Source organism: Lysinibacillus sp. TE18511 (genome assembly GCF_054062295.1).
On sequence record NZ_JBSSFD010000068.1, the window covers coordinates 1 to 12,116 of the forward strand.

General features: G+C 38.8%; 12 protein-coding genes and 1 tRNA gene. 2 read left to right on the forward strand and 11 right to left on the reverse strand.

Annotated elements, in window-relative coordinates; genetic code table 11:
- Nucleotides 1-146: 146 nt before the first annotated feature.
- Both groL and groES read right to left on the reverse strand, forming a co-directional pair.
- Complete coding sequence (groL, locus tag ACVWXS_RS24890; protein WP_368638108.1) at nucleotides 147-1,778, reverse strand: chaperonin GroEL; 1,632 nt, start codon at nucleotides 1,776-1,778, stop codon at nucleotides 147-149.
- A 126-nt stretch (nucleotides 1,779-1,904) separates the two neighbouring features.
- Entirely contained in the window at nucleotides 1,905-2,189 is a 285-nt protein-coding gene (groES, locus tag ACVWXS_RS24895; protein WP_049667833.1) for a co-chaperone GroES, read from the reverse strand.
- Between the two features lie 169 nt (nucleotides 2,190-2,358).
- On the opposite strand from groES, the gene ACVWXS_RS24900 reads away from it, so the two are divergent.
- Nucleotides 2,359-3,123: a CPBP family intramembrane glutamic endopeptidase gene (locus tag ACVWXS_RS24900; protein ID WP_456960571.1), complete on the forward strand. Its 765-nt coding sequence runs from the start codon at nucleotides 2,359-2,361 to the stop codon at nucleotides 3,121-3,123.
- Nucleotides 3,124-3,224: 101 nt separating this feature from the next.
- On the opposite strand, the gene tatC is transcribed toward ACVWXS_RS24900, so the two are convergent.
- The 3 genes from tatC to ACVWXS_RS24915 form a co-directional block, all read right to left on the reverse strand.
- Nucleotides 3,225-4,049 carry a twin-arginine translocase subunit TatC gene (gene tatC, locus ACVWXS_RS24905; RefSeq protein WP_456960572.1) on the reverse strand — a complete coding sequence of 275 codons (825 nt, stop codon included), beginning with the start codon at nucleotides 4,047-4,049 and terminating at the stop codon, nucleotides 3,225-3,227.
- Nucleotides 4,050-4,066: 17 nt separating this feature from the next.
- The gene (locus ACVWXS_RS24910; protein WP_068986770.1) at nucleotides 4,067-4,252 is read right to left on the reverse strand and encodes a twin-arginine translocase TatA/TatE family subunit; all 186 of its coding nucleotides are present in this window, start codon (nucleotides 4,250-4,252) and stop codon (nucleotides 4,067-4,069) included.
- Between the two features lie 310 nt (nucleotides 4,253-4,562).
- Complete coding sequence (locus ACVWXS_RS24915) at nucleotides 4,563-5,198, reverse strand: redox-sensing transcriptional repressor Rex (RefSeq protein ID WP_068986771.1); 636 nt, start codon at nucleotides 5,196-5,198, stop codon at nucleotides 4,563-4,565.
- Between the two features lie 453 nt (nucleotides 5,199-5,651).
- Between ACVWXS_RS24915 and ACVWXS_RS24920 the strand changes: the two genes are divergently transcribed.
- Nucleotides 5,652-7,595, forward strand: a complete 1,944-nt coding sequence (locus ACVWXS_RS24920; protein ID WP_456960576.1) for an ABC transporter ATP-binding protein — start codon at nucleotides 5,652-5,654, stop codon at nucleotides 7,593-7,595.
- Nucleotides 7,596-8,107: 512 nt separating this feature from the next.
- Here ACVWXS_RS24920 and tsaD read toward each other — a convergent pair.
- The 6 genes from tsaD to ACVWXS_RS24950 all read right to left on the reverse strand — a co-directional run bounded on the left by tsaD (nucleotide 8,108) and on the right by ACVWXS_RS24950 (nucleotide 11,588).
- A complete protein-coding gene (tsaD, locus tag ACVWXS_RS24925; RefSeq protein ID WP_456960577.1) occupies nucleotides 8,108-9,124 on the reverse strand; it encodes a tRNA (adenosine(37)-N6)-threonylcarbamoyltransferase complex transferase subunit TsaD in 1,017 nt (338 codons plus the stop codon).
- A complete protein-coding gene (gene rimI / locus ACVWXS_RS24930) occupies nucleotides 9,124-9,576 on the reverse strand; it encodes a ribosomal protein S18-alanine N-acetyltransferase (RefSeq protein ID WP_456960573.1) in 453 nt (150 codons plus the stop codon). Before rimI ends, tsaD begins: the two co-directional genes overlap by 1 nt.
- A complete protein-coding gene (gene tsaB, locus ACVWXS_RS24935; RefSeq protein WP_456960574.1) occupies nucleotides 9,569-10,276 on the reverse strand; it encodes a tRNA (adenosine(37)-N6)-threonylcarbamoyltransferase complex dimerization subunit type 1 TsaB in 708 nt (235 codons plus the stop codon). The genes rimI and tsaB overlap by 8 nt, the downstream gene beginning before the upstream one ends.
- Entirely contained in the window at nucleotides 10,273-10,722 is a 450-nt protein-coding gene (gene tsaE, locus ACVWXS_RS24940) for a tRNA (adenosine(37)-N6)-threonylcarbamoyltransferase complex ATPase subunit type 1 TsaE (RefSeq protein WP_368638161.1), read from the reverse strand. The genes tsaB and tsaE overlap by 4 nt, the downstream gene beginning before the upstream one ends.
- Nucleotides 10,723-10,838: 116 nt before the next feature.
- A complete protein-coding gene (locus ACVWXS_RS24945) occupies nucleotides 10,839-11,180 on the reverse strand; it encodes a hypothetical protein (RefSeq protein WP_456960575.1) in 342 nt (113 codons plus the stop codon).
- 332 nt (nucleotides 11,181-11,512) lie between these two features.
- Nucleotides 11,513-11,588: transfer RNA gene (locus ACVWXS_RS24950), tRNA-Asp, on the reverse strand.
- Nucleotides 11,589-12,116 lie beyond the last annotated feature (528 nt).

Sequence of the window (12,116 nt, forward strand, 5' to 3'; positions counted from 1 at the left end):
CGGACACCCTTGCTCTTGGCTATCCCCTACTTCTGTCTCCGGGGGTCGGGACTTACACCCTATAGTTCATGCGCATGCCGGGCGCACATAAAAAAACCACTTCTCAAAATTTTGAGAAGTGGTTTTAAATTGGCTAGAGCCGTAGATTACATCATTCCCGGCATGCCGCCCATACCAGACATATCTGGCATTGCTGATGCTGGTTCTGGGATATCTGCTACAACTGCTTCTGTTGTTAAGAATAAAGCTGCCACAGATGCTGCGTTTTGTAGAGCTGAGCGAGTTACTTTTGCTGGGTCTACTACGCCCGCTTCCATCATGTTTACCCATTCGCCTGTTGCAGCGTTGAAGCCTACACCGATTTCTTCGCGTTTTAGGCGATCCACGATAATTGAACCTTCAAGACCTGCGTTGTTAGCGATTTGACGAACTGGCTCTTCTAAAGCACGTAGAACAATTTTCACACCAGTTGCTACGTCGCCTTCTTCTGAATCTGCAACTTTTTCAACTGCTGCATATACGTTTAGAAGTGCCGTACCACCACCTGATACGATCCCTTCTTCAACTGCTGCACGAGTTGAGTTAAGAGCGTCTTCAATGCGAAGTTTACGTTCTTTTAGTTCTGTTTCTGTTGCAGCACCAACTTTAATTACTGCTACACCGCCTGCTAATTTTGCAAGACGTTCTTGTAATTTTTCTTTATCGAACTCTGAAGTTGTTTCAGCAAGCTGCGCACGGATTTGACCAATACGACCTTCGATTGTCTCTGCACCGCCAACGCCTTCTACGATTGTTGTATTGTCTTTTGTAACAACAACCTTTGCAGCGCGACCAAGTGATGTAATATCAGCGGATTTAAGGTCTAAGCCTAATTCTTCTGTAATTACTTGACCACCTGTTAAAATTGCGATATCTTCTAGCATTGCTTTACGACGGTCACCAAATCCTGGAGCTTTCACCGCTACAGCATTGAATGTACCACGCAGTTTGTTCACTACAAGTGTTGCAAGAGCTTCACCTTCAACATCTTCAGCGATAAGTAACAGTGGACGACCTTGTTGTACCACTTGCTCTAATAATGGTAATACTTCTTGGATGTTTGTAATTTTTTTATCAGTAATTAAAATGTAAGGGTTGTCTAGTACCGCTTCCATTTTGTCTGTGTCTGTTACCATGTAGTGTGATGCATAACCACGGTCGAATTGCATACCTTCAACTACATCTAGCTCAGTTGTGAAGCCTTTAGATTCTTCAATAGTAATAACACCATCGTTACCAACACGTTCCATTGCTTCTGCAATTAATTGACCTACTTCATCATCAGCAGCAGAGATTGCCGCAACTTGTGCGATTTCCTCTTTGTTACTTACTGGACGAGAAATAGCGTGTAACTCTGTAAGAGCTGCTGCAACTGCTTTGTCAATCCCTTTACGAATGCCTACAGGGTTTGCACCAGCTGTTACGTTTTTCAAGCCTTCACGAATAATTGCTTGCGCTAATACTGTTGCTGTTGTTGTACCATCACCAGCAATTTCGTTTGTTTTAGAAGCAACTTCTGCTACTAATTTTGCCCCCATGTTTTCATATGGGTTTTCTAATTCGATTTCTTTTGCAATTGTTACACCATCATTTGTAATAAGTGGTGAACCGAATTTTTTTTCTAACACTACATTACGACCTTTAGGCCCTAGAGTAATCTTTACTGCGTTTGCTAATTTATCTACACCTTGTAACATTAATGAACGAGCGTCTTCTGAAAATTTAATATCTTTTGCCATTTGAATTTACCCTCCTGAAATGGAATATTCGTTAAGCTTTATAAATATATATTTATATTAATCTCGCCCCAGTGTAATTGTCATGACAAACACTAAAGGCATTAACTTTTTTCAAGTTAATTTAAGTTATTCAATAATTGCAAGAATATCGCTTTCGCGTAAAATTAGGTATTCATTACCTTCATACTTAACTTCTGTACCTGAATATTTAGAGAAAATAATGCGGTCGTCAACTTTAACGTCAAGCTCAACACGTTGCCCGTTCTCTAATATACGACCTGTCCCAACTGCTACAACTTTACCTTCTTGCGGTTTTTCTTTTGCAGAGTCTGGCAGTACAATACCGAATGCAGATTTTTCTTCTACCTCGATTAGTTCGATTACAATACGATCTCCTAGTGGTCTTAACAAGTGAAACAACCTCCTAATAAATAATATATGTTGATTTATTAGCACTCTATCTAGTTGAGTGCTAATACAATTATTATGATAATCAATCACACTTTCTTTTGCAAGTCAGAACTACGAAAAATTTTGTTTTCTTTCCATATTCCTCTACAATAGAAAGGTAGCATAATGAATGGAAAGGATTTTGACTGTGACTACTTCTCAAAAAATAAATAAACATAAAAAAACAGCCCTATATGTTTTACTGATTTATATTCTCATGCAAATATCAGGCAGATGGCTGTTAAAACCATTTCACAAGCTTGTTATGAGTACAACCGGTTTACCTTCTGAGCAAGCCGCTCCGCTTACGCAAGGCTGGTATATCGCACTTAGCTTTGCCATTGCGTTAATTTTAATTTTAATCCTAACTTCCCGCGATAAAGTATTTTGGGATATTTATAAAGGAAAGAAAGAAACGATACCACTTACAATTGTATGGGGAATTATTGGTTTCTTCTTAGTTTTCTTTGGTCAAATGATTGGCGCTGCTATCGAAATGACTGTATTCGGTATCCAAGGTGGGTCACAAAACACAGCTGATATTGTAGCTCTTGCGAAAGGTGCTCCTATTACAATACTAGCAATTGTCGTCTTTGGACCTGTTTTAGAAGAGTTCGTCTTCCGTCGTGTTATTTTTGGATCGCTTGTCCAAACAACTAATTTTTGGGTAGCCGCAATCGTAAGTGCCATTTTCTTCGGGCTTATTCACTTCGACTTCACACATATTTTGCTTTATACAATTTGTGGATTAATTTTTGCCTTCTTATATCACAAAACAAAACGCATTTGGGCGTCCATTATCGCCCATGTCATGCTAAATGGGTTTGTGACATTTGTACAAGTGTTTGCAGAACCATTGCAAAAGTTACTTGAAGAACTAGAAAAAGTGCAATAAAAATCAGTGGGAATTTTCTTCCCACTGATTTTTTAGATTCTTACCTATTCTTTTATAACAAAAAAGCTCGATGCTTTTATTTCGCATCGAGCTTCCACTATTTATTTTTGATTCAATTCTTCTACTTGTCGTCGCTGCTGTTCGAGTGCCTCTTCAACCTGGCGTTTTTGCTCAGCTTCCTGCTCTTCCTTCAAACGTATTTCCTCTGATCTTAAGTATTTTTTGTACCCAATACGAGAAACCATAATGCTAATTTCATAGAGCGCAAACAATGGCACTGAAACCATTAAATGTGAAGCCAATTCAGGTGGTGCGATAATAGCGGCACACACAAATAAACCAAAGTACGAATATTTACGAATACGAATTAGTAAATCAGGATTTAATATTCCTATACGTGAAAAGAATAAAATAACAACCGGCAATTGGAAAAGGAAACCAAAAGGTATTGTAAGCTTAAATAAAAATGTAAAATATTCATGTATTCCAATTGTTTGCTGAATCTCCAACTCGACCGACAAATTCATCATGAATTTTATGACATAAGGGAATAATAAATAGTATGAAAAGGATAGCCCTGCGATAAACAATAAAAATGAATACGGTATATAGCTTAAGGTTGCTTTTCGTTCTACTTCCCTTAATCCTGGGCTAATAAACGCCCACAGTTGATACATTAACACTGGTGATGAAAGGATAAATGCAATTAAAAAAACAACTTGGAAATAAATCGCAAGTGGTGTTACTACATCAAATGCATGAAGCTCTATATTATAATTCGCTCCAGTAGTTTGAAGGTATTTAACAAGCGGCTTTGCCACAAAAAAGCCGCCAACCATAGCGAGAACAAAGAAAACGGCAACAATGAAAAGCCGTTTTCTTAATTCTTCTATATGCTCAATGACAGTTAGATCTTTTGGATTCATTCCTCAAACATCCTAACTTACTTATCTAGTTCTTTCTTTTTCTTGTCATCATCATCTTCATCGGCTAAACCTTTAGTAGCATTTTTGAATTCACGTAATGTTGAACCGAATGCTTTACCCAGCTCTGGTAACTTCTTAGGACCAAAAATTAATAACGCGACAATTCCGATAATAATGAGGCTCATAGGACCAATACTACCCATTACAGCCACCTCCTCTTTATATCCATCATTTTAACGCATATTTTGTCATTTTGCTAACTAATTATATGTGAAAGTTTTTCGTCACTCTCTCATTTTATTTCATACTTACATTTGACAGAAACTGTGAACTATACTATTCGCTGGAGGCTTTGGGCCAACGTGATGTTGGTCACTCAGTCATGTGTTGTTGTTGCTGTCGCTTCGCTTTCGCACAGATAAATTGCCACAGGACGTGGCGTTCTTAGACTGAGTTCCTCTATTTAAGCGATTCTTTATACACCCGCTGAAAGAAGTTAAATATGTACATTTTTCACTCTTCCTGATTGCGAATTAAATAAATAAGCGCTTGCAATTCTACCGATAAATCAATTGTTAAAAGCTGCATTCTATCTGGCACCGTTAGCCGCTCTGGCGTAAAGTTTAAAATGCCCTTTGCATTCATTGCCGCTAATCTATCAGCCATTTTCTGTGCAGAGCGTGGTGAAACTGTTAAAATCGCAAGCTCCGCTCCATATTCTGCATACTTTTCTTCCAACAAATCCGGATGAAAAACAGGAATATTGCTGATCATCTTCCCGTCCTTTGGTGCCTTTGAATCAAAAGCCACCACAATATGAGTATTGTGATTTTTTTGGAAATTATATTTTAATAAAGCACTACCTAAATTCCCTACACCAATTAACGCTACTTTTGTCGTTTCGTGCTGATCGAGTGTTTGACTGAAAAATTTTAATAGATGCTGCACATCATAGCCGTAACCCTTTTTGCCAAGAGCACCAAAATAAGAAAAGTCACGGCGAATAGTTGCAGAATCAATTTTCATCGCTTCACTCAGTTCCTTCGACGAAATTCGTTCCATGCCTTCTTGTGCAAAGTTTTGGATAAATCGATAGTAAAGAGGAAGTCTTTTGGTAGTGGCTTGTGGAATTTTTAATTCTTGTTTCAAACTTTCTCCTCCTTAAAATGTCTCAGTTTGAATGCTTAGCTAGTAATTTTAATACATGCATCATTAACTATATACTAGGTGTGTTGATTAACCATTTTTATCCTTCAAATTAATTCGAAGACACTGATTTCCGCTACGGGCTACTCGCTTTCCTGCGGGAGTCGAGTAGCTCTACGCTACAATCAGTTGAAAATGAGAATATTTTAGCAAAATAGCAACAAAAAATTCCTTTTATCGCTCAATAATAAACCTATTTTTCCCTAATCAACATGCCTGAGTATATATAAATATTAATATCCACTAGAGTATTTCCCTTTAGTTAATGGCGCTTTTTACGCCACTAACTAAAGGGAAATCGTTTCAATCTTACATGACAGCTCGGAATAAGTAAAGCATCGACATTGCAAGCGAATCGCTCATCCATTACACTAAGGAAGAATTGAGGTGTCAAGAATGATTGTTTTACAGGTCAATCAACTATATAAATCCTTCCTTGCAGATGAAATTTTAAGTGGCGTAAAATTAGAGGTTCAACATCGTGACCGCGTTGCATTAGTAGGACGTAACGGTGCTGGCAAGTCCACTTTACTTAAAATAATTGCTGGTCAAATGTCATATGACTCAGGCGATATTATTATCCCTAAAGGTGTTCAGATTGGATATTTGGAGCAGCATGCTGGGTTAAACTCAACGTTATCGATTTGGGACGAAATGATGTCAATTTTCGAACCAATTATCGCACAAGAAAAAACACTTCGGTCACTCGAACAACAAATGGCCGATCCAACTGTCTATGAAAACCCTTCTTTGTATGGAAAAATAATGTCCGAATACGATCAATTACAACATAATTTTAAGGATGCAGGTGGCTATCAATATGAATCTGATACACGCTCTGTGCTTCATGGCATGCAATTCTATCCTGAAGATTATGAAAAACCAATAAGCTCATTATCAGGAGGCCAACGAACTCGTTTAGCTCTAGCTAAGCTCCTCTTAAGTAAACCTGATTTATTAATACTCGATGAGCCTACTAACCATTTAGATATTGAAACCCTCTCCTGGTTGGAATCCTATTTAAAAAGCTATGAAGGGGCTATTTTAATTGTTTCCCATGACCGCTACTTCTTAGACCAGGTTGTTTCCATTGTCTACGAAGTTTCTCGTCACCGCGTCACAAAATATACAGGCAATTATAGTGCCTATTTAGACGAAAAAGCGAAAAATTATGAGCGTGATTTAAAGTTATATGAGCGTCAGCAAGATGAGAAAGCAAAGCTTGAGGATTTTATCCAAAAAAACATTGCGCGTGCTTCTACTACAAAAATGGCACAAAGTCGTCGCAAAATGCTTGAACGAACAGAATGGATGGAATCTCCTGATGGCGACGAAAAGTCCGCAAGCTTTGGTTTTACCATTGAACGTCAAAGTGGGAACGATGTATTATCTATTGATAGCTTAGCAGTTGGTTATGGTGACAAGAAAATATCAAAAGGTATCACATTACGTGCATTCCGTGAAGATCGCATTGCACTTGTTGGACCAAACGGTGTTGGTAAATCAACTTTATTAAAGACCATCGTAAAAGATTTACCATCACTTTCTGGAGAAATTCGCTATGGTACAAATGTTCAAATTGGTTATTATGATCAAGAGCAGGCAAAACTATCGAGCAATAAAAGTGTTCTAAAAGAGCTGTGGGATGAATGGCCTTTAATGAATGAAAAAGATATTCGAACGGTGCTAGGTCGTTTTTTATTCAGTGGAGATGATGTAGATAAAATCGTATCCTCTTTATCTGGTGGCGAAAAGGCAAGAATTGCACTAGCTAAATTAATGATGCAAAAGTCAAATTTCTTAATTCTTGATGAGCCTACCAACCACTTAGACTTAGATAGTAAAGAGATACTGGAAAACGCGCTTATTGATTATCCTGGAACACTATTATTTGTATCGCATGACCGATATTTCATCAATCGAATTGCTACTAAAGTGATTGAGTTGTCTGGTGATGGTTCCTTTGAATACTTGGGTGACTATGATTATTATCTTGAGAAAAAACAGGAGCTTTTAGAAATTGAACAAATGAAAGCTGCCGCCCAACCTCAAGCTAAAACAGAGATACTTGAGAAGTCCTCTACCTCTAAAATTGATAAAGAGGCTAAAAAACGTGAGCGCCAAATTAGACGCTCCATTGAAGAACTAGAAGGAAAAATGCAGGAAGTAACTATTGATATAGCTCGTTTAGAAGAAGCGCTTTGTGATCCAGAAATTTTCACAGACCACGAAAAAATTACTCAGCTTCAGGGAGAATTATCAACTGTTAAGGAACAGCATGAGCTATTTGAAATGGAATGGCTTGAGCTAAATGAAGAACTTGAAAATATCATTTTATAAAATGAAACTTTACTCAGTGGGAGGTTAACTGCAACTTATTGCGGGACAAACCCTATAAGCCATGTGCCTTGTCGCATGGCTTTTTCCTTTACTCGCCTCGATTTTTCATATATATTGGTCAAGTGCTATTTTTCGACAAAAAATGCCCACAACTTTATACACACAACAAATATAGTAATACCAACATATCAACAGACTTTTCCACATTGTCCACAATCAAAAATTATTTTACCCACATCTATTTGTGTAAAACACGCTACTATATATTGAATAATCACAAGTTATACACAAGTTATCAACAATTTGTGCATAAGTACGGATGTTCGCTGTTTTATTTTCCATCTTACCTGTGGATAATTTTCTGAAAAATTTGTCAACAGAGCTCTTTTTATTGAATTCATAATTTTCTTATCGACAATTTTTTTCACAAAAGCAAAAAGAGGTATTTTAGAATCAAATCTAAAACACCTCTTTTTCTATAATCAATTGTGCCTCAGCATAATTGAAAGAAGTTAAACCCAGGATTTTAACTCCATTCCAGGGCGACCATTCATTGATAAATTACCGCGAATACCTGCTTCAAACATTGGTGTTGCTGCTGCCCCGATCATAGCGGCATTATCTGTACACAGTTTTAATGGCGGCACATAAACCGGGATCCCTTCTTCCGCAAATACAGAATCAAGCGATGCACGCAAGCCCTTATTAGCCGCTACACCTCCAGCTGCAATAACCTGTTTCACTTTATATTGACGTGCTGCTCGTAATGTTTTCGCTGTTAGCACTTCCACTACACTATCTTGAAACCCTTTGGCAACGGCAGTCGGAGAAATCTCTTCTCCACGCTGATCCATATTATGTTTATAATTAATAACGGCTGATTTCAGACCGCTAAAGCTAAAATCATAAGAATCTTCCTCTAACCACACCCTTGGGAAGGTTACGGCCTCATCCCCCTCATGTGCTAGCTTGTCAATACGCGGACCACCTGGATACGGTAAGCCTAAGACACGCGCAACCTTATCATAAGCCTCACCAGCTGCATCATCTCTCGTCTCTCCGATGACTTCAAAAGAGCCATGTTCCTTCATATAAACTAGCTCTGTATGGCCACCTGATACGACAAGTGCTAATAATGGGAATTCCATTGGCTGCACGAGTGCATTAGCATATATATGTCCTGCTATATGATGCACACCGATAATCGGTAAATTGTTGGCAAATGCAAAAGCCTTCGCAGCATTAATCCCAATTAACAATGCACCTACAAGACCAGGACCCTCAGTAACTGCTACCGCATCTAAATCAGCCGGCTTCATGTCTGCCTGCGCTAACGCTTCTTCTATGACCATTGTAATTTGCTCAACATGATGGCGAGACGCAATTTCAGGTACAACCCCACCAAATCGTTTATGACTTTCTATTTGAGAAGCAACCACATTTGAAACAATTTCAGAGCCATTTCGAATAATCGCTGCTGCTGTTTCATCACAGCTCGATTCTATTGCTAAAATAATTCGATTTTCCATCATAAATTCACCCACATGACAAGGGCATCCTCCCTGTTATCTGTATAATAGCCTTTACGTATGCCACCATCTTGGAAATCAAGCTTTCGATAAAGATTTTGAGCAACTGTATTCGTTACGCGCACCTCTAAACTCATGACTTCCATTTCATGCTGTCGAGCAATACGCATAGCCTCTCGCATCAATTCTTCACCAATACCTCGGCCGCGAGCTGCCTCTATAACAGCTACATTCGTAATTTGCGCTGCGTCTATAACCATCCACATGCCACAAAAGCCGATAATACTACCGTTCGCATCCACCGCCAACACATAATGTGCATACTGATTTTCATGCACCTCATAGTAAAAAGAATCTAACGTCCATGGTGCAGAAAATGTTGCAAGCTCTATTTCATATACTGCTGGGACATCATCAGATACCATTTTACGATACATTATATTACTACTCATGTGCCTTCTCCTTTTGTTCCTTCAGCCAATTCGCCTCCGCCTCTGCAATACGTTTGTATTGCGGGACAAAATGATGAACTGCATCTACACTTGGTAGTTCCACTTTAGTCGCTAATCGAATAGTTTCACTTGCTCGTGGTAGGTCGTTGCTAAATGGTGTACGCAGAGCAAAATCACCTAGTACCTCTACAATTCTATGCCAAAAAACATCTACGTCTGCTCCGACAAATAAAACCGGAGTCTCTAAAGCCTGTAAACGTTCTAACAATCCATCTATATGATCGTGATCGTCATCTATAATCACTTCAAGCTCATAGCCTTTATAAACGCCCGAATAGACATTGCCTCTTCGTGCATCAAAGATAGGGCAAATAAATCCATCATATAGTGCTGCATTTGCAGCCAATGTCTTTAAGCTCGATATTCCTACTAAAGGCTTTTTCAATGTCCACGCTAATGTTTTAGCAAGTGTCACACCTATTCGAACACCTGTATATGAACCAGGCCCTTCTGATACAGCAATCGCATCTAACTCATTTGGCTTTATGCCAGCCTTTACTAGCACTTCTTCAATGGCTGGCATCGCACCCGCCGAATGCGTTAATTTTATATTTTGTACAATTTCTGCAATCACTTTACCATCCCTTACGACAGCAATAGAAAGTGGTGCATTCGCTGTTTCAATCCCTAACCAAATCATTTCATTAGCTCCTCACATAATGCCTCATATCGCTTTCCAAGAGGTATTAATACAAACCGTCGTTGATTTTCTCCAATTCGGTAAATTTCTATTCCAAGACGCTCCTGCGGTAAGTCCTGTTCTATTAAATGAGCCCACTCGACAACTGACACCGCATCACTATAAAATAACTCGTCCCAGCCAAGATCTTCATCGCTTTCCGCTAAACGATAAACATCTAAATGATTAAATGGTACACGTCCTTCATATTGCTTTACAATCGTAAATGTTGGACTATTGACCGTTCGCTTCACGCCAAGCCCCTTCGCTAATGCTTTCGTAAATGTCGTCTTACCAGCGCCCAAATCACCCTCTAATGTGATTGTATCCTGGGCTTCTAGTAAGTTTGCTAGCTTCAACGCAAAATGCTCAGTATCATCCAGCGAATTCATTATTTTTTCATACATCATCTCTTTTTCCTCTCCTAGCTCCATTACCTCTAGTTTACCGAAACAAACGTAAATGTTCAAAACATCCAATGATTTTAAAAAATAAAACACGTCCCCCTTTGTAGAAGACGTGCTTACTTTGTTGTTGAATAACCCTCTATATCAACAACCTCTTTATCAACCAATTTATCATCTTTAAATCGTACTATATAGGCTTTTGTCATAAGTATTTCATCATTCCAGCAGTATTGATCTTTTTTCACCATCTCTTCTGCTCCCCCTGCAATTTCCACGACTTCCATATATGACATACCTTCTTTTAATTTTTCAAATTCCGCTTCATTCATATTTGTTTGCCAGTGGTACGCATTGGACTCCTCTATTTCTAAAATAGGATCTCCACAACCTACGAGGATTACCAAAGCACCTACGAACAAACTTATATGAAGACATTTTATGTAATTATACTTTCTCATGTTAACACCTCCAAAGACAATCTCCTTCTCTTGGGAGAAATTGATAAAAAGATAGTCCCCTAACTTCTATGTTTATTGTTCCACTTGTTGGATTGATTAATTTAGTGGCTCTACATCAAATGTTGGGGTGAGGCTCAATGTGTAGCTTCCGTAAACGTTCCGGCGACCGCCCCTCCAACTTTCACTGTATTTGATACTTCAACAAATATGATAAAACCAATTTTACCATACATTTTTTAGAAATTATTAATATCCACAAATTTCCTTATCTTAACAATAAAAAAGTTCTTATGATTTTAAAAGCATCATAAGAACTATATTATCAATTATAATGGCGGTCCCGACCGGGATCGAACCGGCGATCTCCTGCGTGACAGGCAGGCATGTTAACCGCTACACCACGGGACCTCTCTAAGACATCTATTAATATATCATAAGAAAATGCCCCATGCAATATTTTTTTCATTTTTTTTTTACTTTTCACCAAAATATATACTTAATTTCACATCCCGCTGCCAGAAGACGCTTTCAGTGGGTGTGACCTAGCCTTCTCGTCGTTCATACTTCGCTCTTATGGGGGCAACAGAGAGCCTTACTCTGTGACGAAAGCAACGCAACAGGGGGCTCGCCTCCCTCCATTCCAATTACTTTGATACCAATCTACTTTTTTAATCAAGAACAGATTAAATGTTAATTCTTTGGCTCATCACCAAAAGTTGTGGATGACATTTTTTAAAATATATGCCCTGTAGATTAGTTGATTGGAGTGGAGACCGGGCGACTCCTTGGGGATTAGCGATAGAGGAACGAAGGCTAAGAACATCACGTCCTGTGATAACGACTTCGTGACCAACATCCTGTTGCCCCAAGCGGCTCATCGGACGCCCCCAGGAAGCTCTGCTCTGCGCGAAAGCGAAGCGTCAGCGGCAAATGTTT

Excerpts from the sequence above, each read along its gene's own strand:
- ACVWXS_RS24920 (WP_456960576.1), top strand. The coding sequence starts at position 5,652 with ATGATTGTTTTACAGGTCAATCAACTATATAAATCCTTCCTTGCAGAT.
- tsaE (WP_368638161.1), bottom strand. The coding sequence starts at position 10,722 with ATGTATGAAAAAATAATGAATTCGCTGGATGATACTGAGCATTTTGCG.
- tsaD (WP_456960577.1), bottom strand. The coding sequence starts at position 9,124 with ATGGAAAATCGAATTATTTTAGCAATAGAATCGAGCTGTGATGAAACA.
- rimI (WP_456960573.1), bottom strand. The coding sequence starts at position 9,576 with ATGAGTAGTAATATAATGTATCGTAAAATGGTATCTGATGATGTCCCA.
- ACVWXS_RS24910 (WP_068986770.1), bottom strand. The coding sequence starts at position 4,252 with ATGGGTAGTATTGGTCCTATGAGCCTCATTATTATCGGAATTGTCGCG.
- ACVWXS_RS24945 (WP_456960575.1), bottom strand. The coding sequence starts at position 11,180 with ATGAGAAAGTATAATTACATAAAATGTCTTCATATAAGTTTGTTCGTA.
- tatC (WP_456960572.1), bottom strand. The coding sequence starts at position 4,049 with ATGAATCCAAAAGATCTAACTGTCATTGAGCATATAGAAGAATTAAGA.
- tsaB (WP_456960574.1), bottom strand. The coding sequence starts at position 10,276 with ATGATTTGGTTAGGGATTGAAACAGCGAATGCACCACTTTCTATTGCT.
- ACVWXS_RS24900 (WP_456960571.1), top strand. The coding sequence starts at position 2,359 with ATGGAAAGGATTTTGACTGTGACTACTTCTCAAAAAATAAATAAACAT.
- groL (WP_368638108.1), bottom strand. The coding sequence starts at position 1,778 with ATGGCAAAAGATATTAAATTTTCAGAAGACGCTCGTTCATTAATGTTA.